Below are 19,428 nucleotides of genomic sequence, written 5' to 3' on the forward strand. Positions count from 1 at the left end.
TTCAGATTTATCCTTTCACTGAGCCGACCATGGCTCCTTTTGCAAAATGCTTCTGAATAAACGGGTATACCACCAGCACCGGCAGAATGGCTACAATGATGGCGGCCATCTTCAACATCTCTGTCGGTGGTGTCTCCACCTGCTGTCCAGGTGCAACCAGATCAATATTGGACGCGTTCAGCAGCATGTTTTGCAGCAGCACCTGAATGGGCCACTTCGCAGAATCATTCAAATACAAAAGTGCCGCGAAAAATTGATTCCAGTACCCTACTGCAAAGAACAAGCCAAACGCTGCAAGCGCAGGCATCGACAAGGGGAGCACAAGGGTGTACCAGGTCCGGATTGCACTGCAACCATCGATGGAAGCCGCTTCACTGATCTCCGCAGGCAGGCTGTCGAAGAAATTTTTCATAAGCAGCACCGTCCAGCCATTGGCAAGCGCAGGCAGAATCAATGCCCAAATGTTGTTGATTAGCCCGAGCTCCCTGACCAGCAAGTAGTTCGGGATAATTCCAGGGCTGAACAAAATGGTCAGTACGATCAGAAACATCATTACTTTTCGGAAATAAAACCTCTTCTGGGACAGGGCATAGGCCAGGGAAGAGGATACGGCGAGACTGCACACTGTACCTACAGTTGCTAGAAAGGCACTGTTCCCCAGCGAGCGTGCGAAGGCAGGCGTGGACAGAAGATAGGTATACGCTTCCGCAGACCAGCGCTGCGGGAAGAGTATGATTTTCTTTTGCAGATACTCTCCCGGATCCGTGAACGAAACGACAAAAACATAATACAGCGGAAAAAACATCGCCACCGCCAGCAGTCCAAGGACGATTGCATTCAGAGAATGACCGATCCGCTCACTCCATTTCAAACGGTACATCCCAAAACCTCCTCCCACTAGTTCTTATAGAAACGGACCGAATTAGCTAGGCACTAATAAACCCCTTCTTGACCCATGCGTTTCACCAAACGGTTTGCAATCACTACAAGCGCCAGCCCGACCACTGATTTGAATAGTCCAACCGCCGTACTATAGCTGTAATCTCCCTGCTCAATTCCCGTACGGTATACATAAGTGTCAAACACTTCAGCCACTTCTGATACTGCTCCGTTGTACATCAGGAAGATCTGTTCAAATCCTACCTCCATGATGTCCCCCAGTCTTAAAATGAGAATCACGACGATGACACTCCGGATGGCAGGAAGCGTAATGTGCCAGATCTGACGGAGCCGTCCCGCCCCATCCATTCGTGCTGCCTCATATAGCTGGGTATCCACACTTGCCATGGCAGCGAGAAACACGATCGTTCCCCATCCAGCTTCCTTCCACATTGCCTGCAAGGTGACCATAATCCAGAAGCTGTCCGGGTTCGTCAGAAAGTCCACCCTCGGCCAGCCCCATAAGGCAAATAACTCGTTGACCAGTCCCGTCCCCTTGGCGAACAGAAGGAATGTCAGTCCCGCTATGATGACCCAGGAGAGGAAATGCGGCATATAGATCACCGTCTGAATCAATCGCTTGTACGTCACGTTACGCAGCTCATTGAGCCCCAGCGAGATCAGAATCGGGAATGGAAAAAACAAGATCAGATTCAGCAGGCTGATTGCCAGTGTATTTCGAAACAGCAGGGCAAAGTCTGGATTGGCAAAAAAGGTGGTAAAGTGCTGTAACCCAACCCATTCACTGCCCTGAATCCCCCGGAAGGGGGAGTAGTCCTGAAACGCAATGACGATACCCCACATCGGGATATATTTGAAAACGAGAAAGAACAGGATGCCCGGTAGAGCAAGCAAATATAACGATCGATCGCGCCGCAGTGCGGAGAGCCATTTCGTTCGTCTGTTTCTTTTGGATGAAGTCTGCCTTCCCTTGTGTGTGCTAAGGTGTTGCTCGGTATCGCCCATGGGCTGCAGCTCCTCCCCTCAGATTCATTGTCCGTTTCTTTTCTTATAAGCCTCCGTCATCTCATCACTCATGGCCTGGACATTTGGATCATTTCGCAAAGATTCCACAAAGGTATCCCAAGCTTCGATGGACTCGCGGCCCAGAATGATTTTGGCCTTGAGATCCTGTATCTTCTTGTTTAATTCCGGCAGAATCTTCTGCCCTGTCTCCGATTGAAGACCCGCGGACAGGTCAGCTACACTCGTTTTGTCCCGTTCGGTCTCCACTTTTTTGAATAGTTCATTCGCCTGGGTCTCTTCTTCTGTCTCACCCGTGGTATCCCAAGGAAGATCAATAACGTTAACGATATGGTTAAAATCCGAGGCGTTGTCCGCCGTTAATTTCTCGGTACTTGCTACTTTTTTGCCATCGACCACTTCATAATGGGTACCTTCAATTCCAAACTGCTGAATTTCAAACACTTCCGGGTTCATCCAGGTATCGACGAGTTGGAGAATTCGTTTCATCTTCTCTTCCGGTACGCTTGCAGGAATCGCCAGAATGCCGTTGTAACCCGAGCCTTTTGGGTTGTAGCCATTCAGATTGGTAAGAGGGTAGAAGTCCGTATACTTAAAGGAAGGATCGACTTTCTTCAGATCATCCGCATAGATTTTGCGCATCGTGCCTGTCTTGTCCACAATAATGCCTGCCTGATTGCGCTTGAACAATTCCCTTGCCTGTGTCAGCTTCAGCGACAGAAGATCCTCGGGCATCATGCCGCTGCTGTAGGCTTTCGTCAGATATTGAAGGGATTCCCTGACCTCGGGAAGCAGCTCCCTGTATATCAGTTTCCCCTCGGTTTCATCCCACTTCCAACTGCTGTTGCTTCCGACAAAAGAATTCTCAATGGCACCCAGCACCGGGCCGAGATTGCCACTCCAACCGAGATCATCCGGACTGACATAAGCGGCAAGCGCCGTGGTATCCGGTTGTCCGTTCCCATCAGGATCCTGTTCCACGAATGCCTTCATAACATCGAATAATTCATCTGTTGTCTCAGGCACCTGCAGGTTTAATTTGTCGAGCCAGTCCTTCCGGATAATGAAAAAGGAATCTCCCGTCACCGGCCTAGGGCGCGGTATGCCATAATTGTTGCCGTCTGCTGCCTTGGTTGATTCCCAGGCAATATCGGGAATGCCCTTGCTCAGGTTCGGATATTCCTGGATATATGGCGTGATATCCCAGAACGCTCCTTGCTTGACCATCTTGGTAAAGGTGCTTCCAAACGGATCGTTAATCATGATGAGATCAGGAATATCACCAGAAGCGAGCGTCAGGTTCAGCTTGTCACCATAAATATTGTTCGAAACCCACTGAATGCTCATTTTGGAGTTCGTTGCTTTTTCGATCGCCCGTTTGATTACATTGTCATCAGCCGCAGGAACCGCACTGGGTGTAATGGTCATGATGCTGACTTCCAGTGGATCATTCGCATTGCCGCTGCCGCCACTTCCACTCGTTTGCCCTGCTTCTTGACTCCCACATGCACTAAGCACGACAGACAAGACCAACACAACAGATATGATCCAGATCAAATTACGGGTGTTACGTTTCCCCACGTTTAGCATAGGCTTTCCCATCCTCCTTAGTCTCTTAAACCTATCGTATTAATCGGATTAACGATTAAAAAAGGGGCTTTGACTGACCCTGGAAAAGAGGTTATTCCCGGTCACCTCAAAGCTTTCACTCACTATAACGAACACCCGTATTTCCTGCAATTGCACTTTTTTGCACTGGTAATCATGGCAGTAAATAAACCTCAAATGCCTTGGTACGGTTGGATGATCAGCTCATCCCACACCTGAACTTCTATATAACGTTCCGGGCCCAATTCACCATTCCGGTTCCATTCCTGAGGCCACCCATAGAACTGTATGACCTGAAGGATTTCATCTTTGGTATACACCTGCTTACGATACGGCTTATCATCCGAATAACGCATGGTTGGGAAGAGATCTCCATAGGTAAAACTTACGGTTTCGGGAGGCAGATCACACCAAGAAATGGCGATCCTCTCCGGTTCCGTATACCACGATGTTAGCCACTCACATTTACCCAGAGTCATGTAATGGGGATAGGAGCTTGTCGGTCTCCCACCTTTGGCAGTAAACTGCTCGTACGCTTTTTGTTCGAGCATTCTGCGAATCGTGATGTAATCGGCTGAACGTTGACTGGCAAAATTCCGGCCTTCCTGCCTGAGTTGCTGTGCAACGACTTCCGCATCCTGTTTAGACAAGCTGGAGAGATTGCGGAACGGTCCAATACTTTTCTCAAAATAATGATATGCATTCAGGTCTGTCATACAGATCACACCTTTGTCATTGATACAAATACACACTCTTCTATCAAACTAGCGTTATCTATTCATTATACAGTCTGGCCTTCCGGATGACGGATTGAATAAAAGAAGCTTTGGCTGCGGTGTACCTCACACGGTCATGTCTGAACTGCTGTTCCAGCTTTTTCTTCAACGCGTAGTACTCTTGCATAATTTCCGTGTCTCTCCTGAGAGCATTGCGAAACAGCAAGTTATCCGTCCATTCCAGGCTCCTGTACTTGTAGATATGAAGATGATGCGTACCTGCTCTCCATTGTCCTTTTCGGAAAAACAAACGTTCCGGAAAATCCGACTTGGGCACATACTCGTACCCCAGTTGTCCCAATGCTTCCATATGTACTGCCTTCACATCGTTCAACTCGTGTACTCCTGCCATCATATCGATTAATGGTTTCGCGCCTAGACCCGGCACAGATGTACTCCCAATATGTTTAAAATCCACGCAGATCTCTGCCAGCACCATCATGATTTTATTACGTTCTTCGTGATAATCCTCAACCCATCTTGGGTCATATTCCGATACGACCACTTCTTCTCTCATAGTGATTCAAGCCTTTCTGTACCTTACATTTATTAGTCATAGTGTACATCACGTGAACAATGATGGAAATAACTGTTGTAAATCAATTCGGTCTGGCTTCAAATTGTTTATTTAGCATTATTCGTTATTAACAAGGAAATATTAACCACTTAATGATAAACTGGTATAAAGGTAGTTCACCTTAACTTATCACTGATTAGGAGGACATACGATGTTAGGTGTAAAAGTAGAGCAAGAAAAAGATCAACTGATCATTCGCTGGCAGTTTTCTAAAATTAGTATTCCGATAACAGATATCCAATCCGTTACCCTTGAGGATACCTATGGTGGAAGTGAGCCTTCAGCCATTCGAATCGGCGCAGCGTATGGCGCTTCTGAAACCATTCTAATCCGCACACCCCATCAATCTTACGTCCTGTTCACTTCCAATGAGACTTTATTTCCGAAGATCAATGCTCTGATATCGAGCTCAGCGAGTAACCATTACATTTAATTATCATCCACCATCCATAAAAATCACGATTAAAAAAGCGCTGGCATCCGCATAATTTCTTATGCCATGCTAACGCTTTTTAGGTTCACGATACGCTGAACGCCTTGAACGACTATTTCCAACTCCACTCAGGCAACTGATCCAGAGTTATGACATAGTCGCTGTTGTACACTTCTTTTAAGAAATCCACAGTATTATGCTGGCCACCCCTCAGAAATTCACCTGTCCAGGTACAGAACCAGCTCCAATGAATGCCCTGCTCCTCCATCTGCTGCGGATCAGGAATGGAGCCGTTCTCCGCAAGTGCTATCATTTTGCTGTCACTCACCAAATTCCGCAAGTTCTCGTAGCGTTCTGCAAGTGGATCATGGTCCCCTGCCTTCTGATATACATCCACGCTCACAATGTCCACAACATCATCGCCCGGATACCATTCCGGCTGTTCCGAGTTCCACACCCAGATAAGATTATTTAGCTGATGTTGGTTGACCAATCGATCATACAGCAGACGATACAACTGTTTGGCAGGCTCAGGTCCCTTCGCTCCCCACCAGAACCAACCCCCTTCGGCTTCATGAAGCGGGCGGAATAACACGGGCACGCCTACATCCTTAAGTTCTTGCAGATGCCCGGCGATCACATCGATATCCCGGATCAACAAGGCATACTCATCTGATTCGGGGTGAGCCAGCGCGGAGGCGAGATCGAACGTTGTGGCCTCCGTATAAAATCCCCGCCACCACTCTTTACCAGGTTCATCGATCAGTTGGGACGGTGCATTCCAGTGCCAACACAAGGTCACGATCCCGCCTTGCTGATGCCATGCAATCATATCTCGTATTTCTTCGGAAGTCGCTCCCCGCTCTGTCCTTGAAGGTGAGTATTCCATCAGATCAAACCCAATCACAGCCGGTTTCCGTCCCGTATTCTCATTAATCCAGTTCAAGTTGCTGTATTCCTGCTGACCCGAGAGTACTGCCGTCCCATAACTCTTCACCAAGTACTTCATCAATTCCCTGGCCTCGGAAGTCGCATCTTGATTCACCAAGGTACTGCTTATCTTATTTTCCGTCATTGATAATCCCCCATTCCAAGGCAGGGTACATAGCGACCCAAATATCAAAATCAACCGAATTGCGTATCCTATATGACCACGCCAAACCCGCTTAACCAACAACGCCAGAACGCTCAATACTTTCCACGAAATAACGCTGTACAAACAGATACAAAATAATCAGCGGTGCAATCGCCAGCAAAATGCCCGTATCCACGATCATGGCGACATAGTTCGGATCAGCCTTCATGCCGGAACTCGAACCAAAACCCATCAGTTGGGGAATCAACTGATTCGCCTGAGCAGGTAATGAAGCGACCTTCAGCGAGATCAATGAACTTTCACTCATGAACAGCGCCGAATAGAACGTATCATTGTACTGCCACACAAAGGAAAACAGAATAACTGTGATCAGTGGTGAAATGGCGTTGGGCAGCATGATTCGGGCAAATGTACGGAATCCGCCCGCGCCATCAATCAGCGCAGCTTCTTCGATCTCTTTGGGCATACCCTTGAAGAACTGTCTGAAAATATAAATGAATAGCCCTGCCTTCAGCCCACCGGCCGTCGCTGCAGTAATCATGGAAGGCCAATAGGTATTTAACAGATTGACCCCCTCCCTGCCCGTAAACAGCTGAATAATGCCCAGAAAGTCGAAACTCCGGAAATGCAGGTACATCGGTACCATCAGCGTGCTTGTCGGCACCAGAATGGTGAGAATCACCAGCACAAAGAGGACATTGCTGCCTGGAAAAGTAAAGCGGGCAAATCCATATCCGGCAAGCGCACAGGATATCGCCGTCAAAAGCGTGGTTATGGTAACAAACAGCAAGGTGTTCGCGAGCAAAGGCAGGTAATCCATTACCTGTGCGGCCAGCCTGATATTGTCCAGCGTGAAATGCTGGGGAATCATATAAATGGTTGGATTATAGATGTCTTGTTTATCCTTGAACGCAACCGAGATTTTAAGAAATAACGGATACAGAATAATAAATGAAATGCCGATGATCAATGCATATCTGAATATGGAATACAGGAGGTCCGATGTTTTATTCCGAACTCGCTGCAGTTGATAATTCTGCTTCGGAACCACCACCATGCGATCCGTTCCCGACACAGCCATAGTCTAGTAGCCCTCCTTTTACATGAACCGTCAGTTGTAATGCACCCGCCGTGACAATACCCAGCCGACAACGAGCAGCACAAGGCCGATCACCAGCGTATACAGCCAGGACATTGCCGAGCTCAGGCCAAAATTCTGGGTCTTAAATGCCGTTTGGTAGATGGCTTGTGTAACCGGACTTCCAGCAAATGAATCGATAATCGTATAAATGACATTCGTCAATATCAGCGGACTGACCATTGGAAATGTAATTTTCCAGAATGATTCATAGGCCGTTGCCCCTTCGATTTTGGCTACTTCATACATGGAACCAGGTACGGACTGCAGGGCGGCGAGAAAGATCAGAATCTGAACGCCTGAGCGGCTAATGATCTCGTAAATTCGCATGATGGCTTCCACGATATAATCCACATAGGCCATCGGCAGTCCAACATCGGCCAGCATCCGCACGATGGAAACCACGTTAAACGAAGCTCCTCCATCAGCCGTCGATTCAACGGCGCTGGCGTCGCCCATCAAATTGATCAGACCTGCAGATTCGGCTGCCGCTACCGCACTGGAGGCCAGAATAACGGGCAGGAAGAAGATCGCCCGCGCCATGGTTCTGCCCTTGAACTTCTGATTGAGCAGGGTCGCCGTAAACAGACTGAAAAACAATATCATGGGCACATTTAGCAGCATGGCCCCAACCGAATCAATCAGGATCCGGTTAAAGGTAGCATCCACGAGAAGTGCATCCTTAAAATTTTTCAGTCCGACAAAGTCAAGAACGTATCCTCCTGGAGCCACTGACAAGTTGCTGAAGCTGAACCGAATCGATTGCAGGAGCGGTGTGGCAAAAAGGAAGATGAAACCAAGCAGCCACGGCGAGATAAACGCAAGACCGAGCAGTGCTCTCCGTGATTTCAATGATAAACGCAGAGTTCTCATTGGCTCACTCCTTCCACGGCATAGTCCATTTTGCCAACCGACACTCCGTCTACAGTTACCCGATCGTCAGTGTAGTTTACAAGGATAGTCGTACCGCCGCTGTACGTGACCCGGACCACGCCTTCCTGAATTCGTTCATGCCCGGTCATCTGCTGATTCCCCAACCCTTTCAACACCTCATTTGCTTCCTTGTACAGAACAACCGCGTCATCTATCCAGTCTTCGTACGCGGTAGCATAAGCCGAATCATAATTCGTTAACTTCAGCCTGGATGATGGTTCATGAGTCCATTGGAAATGCGGAGCTGCACCAAGCTCAATACTTCGCAGGAGCTGCTTGCGCAAGTCCTGATCTCCTGACGTATTCATGGGGGATGCTGCGTAGTACATATATCCATGAATGACCATTTCATAAAAAGGAACTTCCTCATCGGTAATGTTGAACCAACTGGAGCCTTGAGGCACATCGACTACATGCTCTGCATATCCCCATGCATAAGCATTAGCCGATGACAACATCATACTCGGATACTCCTGATGCAGCTTGCCAAGCTGCTCCTTCACAATGTTCTTGGCCGTCTCGCGGTGAATGACACGGTTATCCCGATAATCGGAAGTCAGAACCTGCCCGAGATCACGGAGTGATAATCCGCCGAGTTCCAGTTTTGTAAAGTTCCCGGCAAATTCGCTGATCACATAAGGAAGCTTCGCAGCCGAGAGCAGATAATAGCTGTCCTTGCTCTGATCCATTCGGTTGAGAGCAGGACTGTAAGGATACAATTCCGCGGTCTCCTTGGTTACAAACCGGGCCGCATCGGAAGACGGCGCAAAACGCGAGTCATCATGATAGATTCGCTGGAATGCCACATCAGGGAATAGGGCTCCCCCTGACTGCTGCAATCGGGCAGACAGCTCCTGCAGCTCAGAACGACTTCCTACTTCACGATCCAGCTTCACTTGGGTCGGCGTATGGTGGCTGAACCCGCCACCGAACCAGCCCTGATACCGCATCTGTACACGGCTCACACCTTCCTGCTGTAACTTTGCTGCCATGTCGGCAGCCTGTTCATACGTCGTCATGGCTAGTGTGGTCCGATAAGGCACACCCAGAAATGAGGCTTTTTGGTCGACTGCACCGAGTACACTCACATAGAACGGCAGCTCCGTCTGTTCTTCCAGCGGCTTCAGCACATCCCCATCCACCAACTGCTGCTGATACAGGCGAGCCATACCGGAATAACTGGCATCTTCTCCATGCAGGAAATGATATCGGACCTGGATATCTCCGCGAAAAGGCTCTTCACTCAGCAGTTGAATCTCCTGCATTTTCTGCGAGGTATACATCTCCAGTTCATCCTCCCCACGCAGGGAGAAGGTCGCATGTACATGGTTGTAACTGTTCTGCCTGCCTCCGATATCGGCAGAGATGCTGGCCATTCCGTCTCCTTTTTCAATCACGGCAAACCAGGCATGCTCCCCGTTCTTGAGACCAAATACAGGCATATGGGCTGATTCGCTGACCTGGGGCCGACTGAGCGAATTGTCGTTAGGATCTGCACCGTATACACGCTGTACATACTGCTCTTCCTTGACCTTTCCATTATTCAGATGGATCAAGCTGCCTGACCCGTCCGGCACGAACATATACCCTTCGCCCTTTGTATCCGCGGCACCGAAGTAAGCGAGCAAATCCATGTTACGAATACGATATTGACCACTCTCTTCCACTTGACTCAGAGGTACGGTCACCACCAGCGAGCCTTGATCCAGCCGATATTCCACCGGGATGACGAAGCTGGGCTTATCTGATGCCCCACCACCTTCAACCCCATTTTCCTGATTGTCATAAGCAAGATCGTCTGCGGTGTAACCCGCTGTCTCAAAGGCATCCAGCATCTTGTTTAGAACGAGCTGCTTCGAAATCTGTCCATCCAGCCTTTCCAGAACATCCGGATTGTCCTTGGTTGGATAGTAACGGGCAGAAGCATACCTTGCGGCGGTAGCATCCAGTTTCGAAAGAACCTTTTCCTCCAGGCGCTGTTTGCTAATCAATCTGGGCAATGCATCAATACCGAGCGTGGTATCTCCAAGTGTGTAAGTAATCCGGATTCCCCCATCAACATTGGCAGCAACAAATTGTTTGTTGGTAATACTGGTGCTGAAATTCGGAAAGTTCTCCAGTGTACCTATCGCATCCCGGAAGGAGATGTTGAGTTGGGACGACAGAACTTCTTTCTCATAAGCCGAGGCCAGACCATCTTGGGTGCGTTCTTTGGGATTGCTGTACCAGATCTCTCCGCTAGCTCCGTTACGCACGGCGATCTCGGTTGTCTCCTCGTTATAATAAAGCGCCAATCCCTGGTCCTCAGCGACCAATTGCATGCCTGGCACACCCTTCGAGGTATCCGCCAGATACTTCAGTGTCTCCGTTTCGGCTGGTATTCCCTCGGTTGTTGCTTCCAGATAAGCTGCTACTTCTATAGCAGGTACTCCCCTGTTGTTCATATACAGCAGTCCGGCTGTCATTAGAATCACAGCTGTGCCGCTGGCCAGCACCGTATATAATCGTTGCCTTTTGATCACGGATGCCGCCTCCTTTAGGTCCGAAAAATCAACTCGCGGTATATGTTATAACCGAATTCATATAATTGCTGCAGCATACTGAACACGAGCGCTCCGAGGAAAACGATAATCCCCATCACAATGAGCGTCAGCAGCATCGTAATGATCGTTTTGAACACCGTATATTGGTGCACCGTCATCGTGCCAATGAACAGGAGCAGCAGAAACCAGAAGAATGCGATGCTGTTAAACAGATAATAAAAAGCAGTCTCCTCCTGCACCATGAACCGGCTGATCACAATCATCGGGGCATAGATCAAAATAACCGGAATGAGTGAGTATCCTGTCGCCAGAAAGATTTCCCTGAACTTGCCTTCCCCTTCCATCAGCGTCGTCACCGACCAGTTGGCAATACACCATAGAAAGAACGGCACCGCAACCGTCGCGATCTCTACAATACTGTTGATGGTGCGAGGATCAGTAAAATTGACGAGAAATCCCGCGTATTGCTTTTGCAAAGTCATCATGATGATGGTAAGCGCGAGTGCCAAAAAGGCAACAAGCATCCGTCCCCGGTTATCCGACTTGAGGTCCCAGTATGCATCGATAGGGTGAAAAATGAGATGCAGCGGAAACTTAATGTAATCCTGCTTCACGGTCAATCTGCCTCCTCCGTCTCCATTTAACCGCCACCCGGGCCAGGATCAGAATGAAAATCAGGGCAATACCTGCGGTCAGAAACGTGCCGAAATGTTCCTTCATCATCTCCCGCCGGTATCTTTTGAACGCCACCGAATAACTCTTGCGGTCCATCCCAAGCTCGAAGTAACCGAGAGCCTCCTTATTTTTCTTCTCCATGAGCAAGGATTTGCCGATACCGATATAGGCAATATCATAATTGGCATTCAGCTTCAGCACTTCTTGCCAGATATGCACAGCTTCCGTATCCTCACCCTGATAATGAAGGGCAACCGCCTCATTCACATGGGTTCCAAACCGAGTCGGCTCATAGACCACCAGATTGCTCTTCCCCCGATCAAGAACCAGTTGGTGATCGCCGGATTGCTCAATGGCAACGGGTGTTTTGAGTGTGCCCACCTGATTTCCTTTACCACCATAGATATAGAGCAGATGACCCTCGTCGTCGTAAGTGAACACCCGATTCTGTGTCGCATCGAGCACACTGTACATGCCGTTGCCCAGCACTTTCACATCAATGAGCTTGGATGGCCCTGTATTGTTGCGAAACCGGATATCCCCCTTCACGTCAAAATAACCAAACCGCTTCAGCACATCTTCTCCGGACGGATTGAGTCGTTTGATCGGCTCACTCGAACCAGGATCGATGTTGGTAGCGTAGACAAACCCTTTATGGTCGATATCCGCGCTCGAAAACTCGGTCGGTACAAACAGGACCATCTGTGCCCGCTGGGCCTTTGTGGAGAACATGCGCCAGATATATTCGCCGTAGTCCCGCTCCACCTTATTGGTGCCGACGTATCCGATGAACTTCCCCGTCTCGTCAAACTGCATAATTCCTTCGTAAACGCCTTGAGCTACCACATAAACCCGGCCCACATGGTCAACCGTCAACTTCAGCGGCTGGAACTGAAAGTCCGTCGCCAGAACATCCGACTCGGGAGCATTGATAATACGATTCAATTGTCCCTTCGCATTCAGGATCACGACCCGACTGTTTCCTGTATCTGCGACGTAGATTCGCTCCTCTTCATCCACAAACAGTCCACCGGGAGCATTGAATGTTTCCTTGCTGCCTTCTCTCGTGAACCCGTCCATGACCCGAAGAAGCTTATACTCTTCGTCCAATATGACAATCCGGCTGTTGCCGCTATCCAAAATATAGATCTGACCGGATGAAGATACATTCACATCACTGGGATCCTTGAATTCCCCAATGCCCAATTCGCTGCCCGAGATGGTTCGCTTGGGCAGATAGGCATCCGGGGAAGGAACGGCTTCTCTCCAGGAGTTGTAGTTATAACTCTCATACGGCGCCGAAGAAGCTGCCGCAGGCACGGCATTCGCCAGCAGCAGGGATACTGCCGCCAGGAGAACAAGCCATCTTTTCACTGTGCGTGCCATATCGCTCCCCCTCAATCCTTCATGCCCGAGCTCGCCATCGTCTCAATAATGCGGCTCTGCGAGAAAATAAACAGTGTAATCGGCACACTCATCAGAATAAGTGCCACCGCAGCACCTGCTCCTGCCCGGGATATTCCGCCTTGAATAATCTGGCCTGCTGCGTAATGCAGTGTCTTGAGCTGTTCGCTGTAAATGTAGCCATTGCCGTCGCTGCCCCATAACATCTGGAACAGCAGGATGATCAAGGTCAGCCAGGCCGGCTTCACATTCGGCATGACAATCGACCAGAAGATCCGGTATTCACTTGCACCATCAATCTTCGCTGCTTCCAGCAGCGCATCCGGAATCTGCTCCATGAACTGCTTCATCAGATACAGTCCAAGTGAATAGGCAAATGCCGGAATGATAACGGCCCAATACGTGTCGATCCAGCCAAGCCAGGACATGATCATATAATTGGGAATCGCCGTTACGGCAGGGGTGAACATGAGCGATAGCACAACCACCTGGAACATGAACACTTTGCCCGGAAATTTATGCTTGGCAAGTGGATAGGCTGCTGCTGAAGCCAAAAGCACATGGCCCACAATACCAATGCCCGTAATAAAAACGGTATTGAATATATATCGTGAGAAGGGCACCCACGAGTCGCTCAGCAGATTCAGCAAATCCGTAAAATTGCTGAACGTTGGATTTTTGACAAACAACGTCGGTGGAAAGGTAAAAATCTCATCCAGCGGTTTGAATGCATTGTTGATCGCATAGATTAGCGGCAGTACCATGAAGGCACCAAATACGAGCAGAAGGGCAAACAGGGAGAGACTACCGGATAACGAGCGATTCACCCGCTTTTTGCCTGTCGCAATTGCAGCCATAGCTATTCTCCCACCCTTCGCAGCAATTTCTGTACAAGCAGGTTAGTGCCTACCATAATCATGAAGAGTACGGTTGCAATCGCCGAAGCGTAACCCATTTCAAACCGTGTTGTACCAAAGTCGATCAGGTGAGTGACCACCGTCTCAGCTGCATAGTTCACGCTTGGAAACCCAGCCAGTGCGATGGAGACGTCTGCCACGGCAAACGAGGTAGTAAGTTGAATGACTGCACCGAACATCAGCTGCGGCCGCATGGAAGGCAATGTAATATACCAGAGCTCCTGCCAGCGATTTTTGACACCGTCTACCGCACCTGCTTCATATAACGTCCGGTCAACTGTCTGCAATCCGGCGATGAATGCCAGAAACCCTGTACCCAAGCTCAGCCACAGCTGCACAAGGATAAGGATAGGCATGATGTACGCCTCGGTCTTCAGCCACTGAATCGGCTCCAGCAGGAAGCCCCATCGGATCAATAATCCATTGGCAATACCGTAGCGATCGCCCGAGAAGATCATCAACCAGATAAAGTAGACATTCCCGGAAATGGATGGCGCGTAGAAGATCAACGTCATGAATGCCCTCCATTTGGGCGTCAATTCATTAATGATCCAGGCAAACACAAAGCAGGCAATATAACTGATGGGTCCGGTAATAATGGCAAACAGCAGCGTATTCTTGATGGCAATCAGGAATACGTCATCCTCCAAAAACAACCGAGTGTAGTTCTGCCAGCCAATAAAACGCGGAAACTCCAGCATGTTGAAATAGGTGAAGCTGAGAATGATAGAGATAACAACCGGGATCACGGTAAACATGGTGAACAGAATCATGTAGGGAGCCAGCAGGACGTAGGAATGCTTGCTGGCTTTCATCTCCTGGAGCTTCCAGCTCCACCATGATTTCATGCCCATCCTTGAAGCCTTCTCAGGAGGACTGTGTTGACCGTCTCGGAGTGATATTTGTGACACTGTTAACCCTCCCTCTGCTTACGGAAGACCAAATTCATTACGTTTGACCCGAATCTCGTCCTGAATATACTGGGTGTAGTCCATAATGGATTCTCTGGCTTCCACTTGACCAACCACCGTTTTGTAAAAGGCATTGAACAGATGGCGCCCGGTAAAATAACCCCCTGGCACTTCGGGAATGCCCTTCACCGTTTCGAATTGTGCCTTAAGATTGGCATAATCCTCAGCTGGCCACGGCAATGAATCAAGCGCCTTGATGTTGGCCGTTGGATAACGCGCAGCAGCGCCCATCAGTCCTTCCATCTCGCGGCCGAATTCAGCCTGTACCGGTGTGCTGGTCCACCATTTCATGAACTCCCACGCGGCTTCCTTATCCTTGGCGCTCTCCAGCATCATGACTGCGCTGCCTCCGCCGGGCACATCCCGATTCAATGTGCCATCCGCCTGTACCGTACCCGGGACAGGAACGAAGCCCCATAGTCCGCGAATCTCCGGTGCAAATACGGATAGCTGGTTGTACATCGTGTAATCCGTCAAGCCGATCGGCATCTGCCCTGTTCTGAAGCGGTTGGCAAAGTCATATTCCCGCTCCAGCTTGTAATCGGTATAGAACTCTGTCCACTGCTTGAATGTCTCGATCCCGATACGTGAATCCAGATCGGATTCCTTGCCATCGTTGCGGTAGAAGGATCCTCCATTCTGTAGGAGCATCGTTGCGTATTGCGAGTTGGGCGGAATGTTGACACCCTGCATATTGGCCTGAGTCACAACCGGCATGCCGAATTCCATATGGTTTTTGCTCAGAATAGCCAGCAGACTTTCGACGTCTTCCCACGTTTGAGGGACTTCAAGCCCCAGTTCTGCGAGTACGTCTTTTCGGTAAAAGAGCATATTAAAAGTCTGTGTTTCCGGCAGGGCATACACACCCGAATCATAGACATAGGGGACGATCGCACTTTCTCTGAACTCCTGTTCCACTGAGGTATAGTCAGCAAACTTGGTCAGATCCACTGCCGAGTTCCTCATAGCAAAGTTTACCGGCAGGTCATTGCCGATCTGCATCGCTACATCCGGTCCTTCACCAGACAAGGTAGCCGGCAATAATGTCCCCATGTTCACCAGCTTCAGATTGACATTAATGCCGCTCTCCGGCGTAAAGGTCTCATCAATCATTGCCTTCATCGTATTGGCCTGGTCACGTCCACTGCCAATCCAGACCGTCACGGTACGCTGGTCTTTCGAAGTGGCAACATTGCCGATTTGGTTATAGTCAATGAAGAACGAATGATAGAATGTCTTCGCTTCATGGCCGACCTTCGCCAGCGCTCCCATCCCTTTATGTGGGATACTGGTGTCGATGGACGCGACATACATGGCATCAATTTCAAGCGGCTGCTCCCGTGCCTGCTGCACCCATGTTCCGAGCCCACCTGTATTTGTTTTGTAAGCTGCCAGCCGTCTTGGTATGGTATCCGGCTTGTCAATCATCTCGTCCAGCTGCTGTGCCATCGTCTTGATCAACGCTTCCTGATCACTGGACTGGCCAGATAGAAGGCGAAGCTGCGCTGCCACGTCCTTGAGTCGTTTACTCTCCCCGGCAAATACCTCCAGCAGGTTCGGAATTTGCTTCTCCACCCGGTAATCCCGGAATTCATCCGGCTTGGTGCCTGTGATCATCAGAATTCGCCGGTACATGGAGTTCAGGTTATACAGACTATCCTCTACATTGCGTATCAACGGTGCGAAGTCACCTAGGCTGTTCTCCAGCCGTATGACATGTTTGCCTTTTTCCAGCTGAAACTTGTAGGGTTCCTTCCCGCCCATCACATCCACGCGATAGTCGCTTTGGTAGCGGAAGGGTGCTTTCGCCATCTCGGCAAATGGGACCTCACCATCAATGGTCAGTTTGCGCGTGGAATAGATGCCTTTGTCGAAATTCTGCTGTGCAGTAAAGCCGATATGATAAAGTCCTCTCTCCGGCACATCGACCTCCCACTCAATCCACTGTCCCGGCAGACGCCAGTTGTAGCCACCAATCGTATTGACGCGCACTTGGGAAGCACTATACGGGAATACTGCTGAACTTGACCTTTCGCTGGTCGGGTATAGCGTTGGTGAGGATTTGGCAATCGCCGCTTCTCCTTCAATCCGAATGAGTACATCTTTTGGCTGTCCGGAAGAATCCGTCTGCATTGCCCCTGCGGTTTCCGCATAAGGAAGGACATTCTTCTCGTTGAAGAGCCGCAGGGATCGAATGACCATCGGTTCACGCGTAGATTTCAGCGTTAGGGTGTGTTCCCCTTTCTCTAGAAAAAACTTGAATGGTGCCTGCTCGTATCCATCTGAATCCTGGAACGTCTCTTCCATCCAGCGGGGTTTCTCCACCTGTTTCGGACGAAGATCATTTCCCTGATTATCCTGCTCAGCGGCTTCTTTCTCACTGCCCCATACCCGGTCAAATTGCAAATAGGCCGCTTCCGCAAATGGAAGTTCACCGTCAATATAGAGCGCACGCTCAATCGCGGAACTTTTGCCTTCTACAGGAAAATAAACTGCCGAGAGATTGTACATTCCGGTTTCCGGCACATCGACAACCCAATCAACCTCTCCTGTCTCACCGGTATACAAGGAAACCCCTTCCTTGCCTTCATAATCGATCAGTTTGCGGACCTCTTCACCCTCAGCTCGTATGTAGTCCCCCACTTCAATGGTGATATCCACCTCTGGCCGCGATGCTTCACCTGCTTGGATTACATATTGTTCGTATCCCTTCTTCTGCCTGGTCTGCTGCAAGATTGTATCCACCTCAATAGCGGGCAGACTGCCAGGCGGGACATCTGCACTCTCCACATCCGTACCGGAAGTGAAATACAGCAAAATGCCGGCTGCAGCCGCTACGAGTACAGTAGGCAGGATCCATCGGTTTCGTTGTAGAATTCCAGCCATTCTACGAGTCCTCCTCATCAAGGCTGATGCCAGCAACACCCTGGTTGGAATTCAGAAAAACGGGGTTTCGTGCATGATTACAGGCACCGGAACCCCCTCTCTGAATCACTTGCTGGTGTTATTGCTTGCCAAGTTTATCAACTGCAGCTTGTGCCTGAGCCTTATATTTCTCAGCTGTCGCTGTAACGGACGCGTTGTTTTTGATGATGTCGTTCACATAATCTCCGATGGGGTACCCTGCGTAGGCATCATCGAGCAGGATACGTCCCGTTCCGGCAATATGCTCACGAATCATGGCAATGTCTTTCTCGTCGGTATAGCGGCTCTCCAGGTAATCTTGACCCGGATACTCTTCAATCTGCGGGATATCATAGGTCTCTTCATATATCTGGTAGACAATCTTAGGATCCTCTACACCCTTAGGAATGAATTTTGCTGAGGCTGCGTTATTGGCGTACGTTATATCCTTGCTGCCCTGAGGTCCGTTCGGAATGGGAACTACACCAGCGGCAAAGGTGATATCGCCCAGCTGCCATTCAGCGGCAGTGAATAAGGCAACGTCTCCATCCTTGAATGTATTGCTTTCCTCCCAGTTGGTTTTGTCGCCCGTTTTGACCTTCACGACATTCTCCACGTTATACAGGCGTTTAACGAATTCGGCAGCCTCAATGGTTTTTGGATCGGACAATCCTTCTTTTGCATTTTCGTCATCTACGATCGTGCCGCCATTGGCAGCGGTAAAATGACGAAGCACGTCAATCGGCCAGCCGGAGAATCCGTATACGTCAATTTTGCCATCGTTATCCGTATCTTTCGTTGCCTGTTTGGCCAGTTCCATGAATTTGTCCCAATTCCACTCACCCTTGTTATAGAGTTCCTGTGGATCAGGCAGCGACATTTTTTTGAACAGGTCACGGTTATAGTGAAGTCCCAGACCAATGCTGATTGGATTATCGAATGAGTAGTGATCACCGGCGATGGCCGGATATTTGGTAATCAAATTGGCTTCTTGATTGATGTTGTTCTCGGCTGTGGTGAATTCGGAGATCGGCAGCAGCTGCCCTTTGAGGATTGCAGGAAGAGCGGACTTGTATTCCATCTGGACGATGTCTGCGAATGGCTCGCCAGCCAGCGCAGTCGTGGTGAATTTATTCATGTATTCTTCGAATGGGACATTAACAAACTCGATTTTTACGTTATATTTTTTTTCGACTTCAGCAATCTTATCGAGACGGGCCTTATCCGATGCTGTCTCCCCCGCTGGCGTCAGATCCCACCAGGCAGCAACCTTGATGACACGTCCACCGAGATCCGGTACATTTGCTGCCACCTCTTCTGTCCCGCCTTCTGTCTCTGTTCCTGCGGTTTCGGTCGTCGTGCCCGAATTGGCGGTCCCCTCTGGATCCGCGCCATTTTGCACTGTCCCACCTCCACTGCAAGCGGATACAAAAAGCATCACGGCCAGTAACATCAACGGCAGAACGTTCCATTTTCTAATCATGTTTTTTACAACCTCCCCGAATGTGTATGCCTGAAATGGTCATGTCC

The 19,428-nt window shown here is 49.5% G+C and carries 16 protein-coding genes; 1 reads left to right on the forward strand and 15 read right to left on the reverse strand.

What is annotated here, in order from left to right:
* Positions 1-7: 7 nt before the first annotated feature.
* The 5 genes from CHH60_RS10625 to CHH60_RS10645 form a co-directional block, all read right to left on the reverse strand.
* Entirely contained in the window at positions 8-880 is an 873-nt protein-coding gene (locus CHH60_RS10625) for a carbohydrate ABC transporter permease (protein ID WP_095359171.1), read from the reverse strand.
* A gap of 53 nt (positions 881-933) precedes the next feature.
* The gene (locus tag CHH60_RS10630; RefSeq protein ID WP_095359172.1) at positions 934-1,905 is read right to left on the reverse strand and encodes an ABC transporter permease; all 972 of its coding nucleotides are present in this window, start codon (positions 1,903-1,905) and stop codon (positions 934-936) included.
* A 24-nt stretch (positions 1,906-1,929) separates the two neighbouring features.
* The gene (locus tag CHH60_RS10635) at positions 1,930-3,513 is read right to left on the reverse strand and encodes an extracellular solute-binding protein (protein ID WP_441339389.1); all 1,584 of its coding nucleotides are present in this window, start codon (positions 3,511-3,513) and stop codon (positions 1,930-1,932) included.
* 191 nt (positions 3,514-3,704) lie between these two features.
* A complete protein-coding gene (locus CHH60_RS10640) occupies positions 3,705-4,247 on the reverse strand; it encodes a hypothetical protein (protein ID WP_095359174.1) in 543 nt (180 codons plus the stop codon).
* 58 nt (positions 4,248-4,305) lie between these two features.
* Positions 4,306-4,824 (reverse strand): GrpB family protein, encoded by a 519-nt coding sequence (locus CHH60_RS10645; protein ID WP_095359175.1) that lies wholly within the window; start codon positions 4,822-4,824, stop codon positions 4,306-4,308.
* A gap of 211 nt (positions 4,825-5,035) precedes the next feature.
* Between CHH60_RS10645 and CHH60_RS10650 the strand changes: the two genes are divergently transcribed.
* Positions 5,036-5,317, forward strand: coding sequence for a SunI/YnzG family protein (locus CHH60_RS10650; RefSeq protein WP_095359176.1), 282 nt, complete (start codon positions 5,036-5,038; stop codon positions 5,315-5,317).
* Between the two features lie 112 nt (positions 5,318-5,429).
* Here CHH60_RS10650 and CHH60_RS10655 read toward each other — a convergent pair whose 3' ends face one another.
* The 10 genes from CHH60_RS10655 to CHH60_RS10700 form a co-directional block, all read right to left on the reverse strand.
* Complete coding sequence (locus CHH60_RS10655; protein WP_095359177.1) at positions 5,430-6,392, reverse strand: glycosyl hydrolase; 963 nt, start codon at positions 6,390-6,392, stop codon at positions 5,430-5,432.
* A gap of 91 nt (positions 6,393-6,483) precedes the next feature.
* Positions 6,484-7,494 carry a carbohydrate ABC transporter permease gene (locus CHH60_RS10660; RefSeq protein ID WP_095359178.1) on the reverse strand — a complete coding sequence of 337 codons (1,011 nt, stop codon included), beginning with the start codon at positions 7,492-7,494 and terminating at the stop codon, positions 6,484-6,486.
* A 30-nt stretch (positions 7,495-7,524) separates the two neighbouring features.
* On the reverse strand, positions 7,525-8,424 hold the full coding sequence (locus CHH60_RS10665) for a carbohydrate ABC transporter permease (protein WP_095359179.1): 900 nt from the start codon (positions 8,422-8,424) through the stop codon (positions 7,525-7,527).
* Entirely contained in the window at positions 8,421-11,006 is a 2,586-nt protein-coding gene (locus CHH60_RS10670) for a DUF5696 domain-containing protein (RefSeq protein ID WP_095359180.1), read from the reverse strand. The genes CHH60_RS10665 and CHH60_RS10670 overlap by 4 nt, the downstream gene beginning before the upstream one ends.
* 14 nt (positions 11,007-11,020) lie before the next feature.
* Positions 11,021-11,641 (reverse strand): YIP1 family protein, encoded by a 621-nt coding sequence (locus CHH60_RS10675; RefSeq protein ID WP_095359181.1) that lies wholly within the window; start codon positions 11,639-11,641, stop codon positions 11,021-11,023.
* Positions 11,622-13,088 carry a gluconolactonase gene (locus tag CHH60_RS10680; RefSeq protein ID WP_095359182.1) on the reverse strand — a complete coding sequence of 489 codons (1,467 nt, stop codon included), beginning with the start codon at positions 13,086-13,088 and terminating at the stop codon, positions 11,622-11,624. Before CHH60_RS10680 ends, CHH60_RS10675 begins: the two co-directional genes overlap by 20 nt.
* An 11-nt stretch (positions 13,089-13,099) precedes the next feature.
* Positions 13,100-13,963: a carbohydrate ABC transporter permease gene (locus CHH60_RS10685; RefSeq protein WP_017689719.1), complete on the reverse strand. Its 864-nt coding sequence runs from the start codon at positions 13,961-13,963 to the stop codon at positions 13,100-13,102.
* A gap of 2 nt (positions 13,964-13,965) precedes the next feature.
* Complete coding sequence (locus CHH60_RS10690; RefSeq protein ID WP_095288390.1) at positions 13,966-14,877, reverse strand: carbohydrate ABC transporter permease; 912 nt, start codon at positions 14,875-14,877, stop codon at positions 13,966-13,968.
* Positions 14,878-14,952: 75 nt separating this feature from the next.
* A complete protein-coding gene (locus CHH60_RS10695; RefSeq protein ID WP_095359183.1) occupies positions 14,953-17,880 on the reverse strand; it encodes an extracellular solute-binding protein in 2,928 nt (975 codons plus the stop codon).
* A gap of 118 nt (positions 17,881-17,998) precedes the next feature.
* A complete protein-coding gene (locus tag CHH60_RS10700; protein WP_437126815.1) occupies positions 17,999-19,381 on the reverse strand; it encodes an ABC transporter substrate-binding protein in 1,383 nt (460 codons plus the stop codon).
* Positions 19,382-19,428 lie beyond the last annotated feature (47 nt).

Origin of the sequence: Paenibacillus sp. 7523-1 (assembly GCF_002276415.1) — a bacterium.
GTDB classification, from domain to species: Bacteria; Bacillota; Bacilli; order Paenibacillales; family Paenibacillaceae; genus Paenibacillus; species Paenibacillus illinoisensis_A.

What these genes read in the sequence shown, in the direction of transcription:
- CHH60_RS10655 (WP_095359177.1), bottom strand. Translation starts at nt 6,392, where the DNA reads ATGACGGAAAATAAGATAAGCAGTACCTTGGTGAATCAAGATGCGACT.
- CHH60_RS10625 (WP_095359171.1), bottom strand. Translation starts at nt 880, where the DNA reads ATGTACCGTTTGAAATGGAGTGAGCGGATCGGTCATTCTCTGAATGCA.
- CHH60_RS10690 (WP_095288390.1), bottom strand. Translation starts at nt 14,877, where the DNA reads ATGGGCATGAAATCATGGTGGAGCTGGAAGCTCCAGGAGATGAAAGCC.
- CHH60_RS10645 (WP_095359175.1), bottom strand. Translation starts at nt 4,824, where the DNA reads ATGAGAGAAGAAGTGGTCGTATCGGAATATGACCCAAGATGGGTTGAG.
- CHH60_RS10680 (WP_095359182.1), bottom strand. Translation starts at nt 13,088, where the DNA reads ATGGCACGCACAGTGAAAAGATGGCTTGTTCTCCTGGCGGCAGTATCC.
- CHH60_RS10630 (WP_095359172.1), bottom strand. Translation starts at nt 1,905, where the DNA reads ATGGGCGATACCGAGCAACACCTTAGCACACACAAGGGAAGGCAGACT.
- CHH60_RS10635 (WP_441339389.1), bottom strand. Translation starts at nt 3,513, where the DNA reads ATGCTAAACGTGGGGAAACGTAACACCCGTAATTTGATCTGGATCATA.
- CHH60_RS10665 (WP_095359179.1), bottom strand. Translation starts at nt 8,424, where the DNA reads ATGAGAACTCTGCGTTTATCATTGAAATCACGGAGAGCACTGCTCGGT.
- CHH60_RS10650 (WP_095359176.1), top strand. Translation starts at nt 5,036, where the DNA reads ATGTTAGGTGTAAAAGTAGAGCAAGAAAAAGATCAACTGATCATTCGC.
- CHH60_RS10640 (WP_095359174.1), bottom strand. Translation starts at nt 4,247, where the DNA reads ATGACAGACCTGAATGCATATCATTATTTTGAGAAAAGTATTGGACCG.
- CHH60_RS10685 (WP_017689719.1), bottom strand. Translation starts at nt 13,963, where the DNA reads ATGGCTGCAATTGCGACAGGCAAAAAGCGGGTGAATCGCTCGTTATCC.
- CHH60_RS10695 (WP_095359183.1), bottom strand. Translation starts at nt 17,880, where the DNA reads ATGGCTGGAATTCTACAACGAAACCGATGGATCCTGCCTACTGTACTC.
- CHH60_RS10660 (WP_095359178.1), bottom strand. Translation starts at nt 7,494, where the DNA reads ATGGCTGTGTCGGGAACGGATCGCATGGTGGTGGTTCCGAAGCAGAAT.
- CHH60_RS10700 (WP_437126815.1), bottom strand. Translation starts at nt 19,381, where the DNA reads ATGATTAGAAAATGGAACGTTCTGCCGTTGATGTTACTGGCCGTGATG.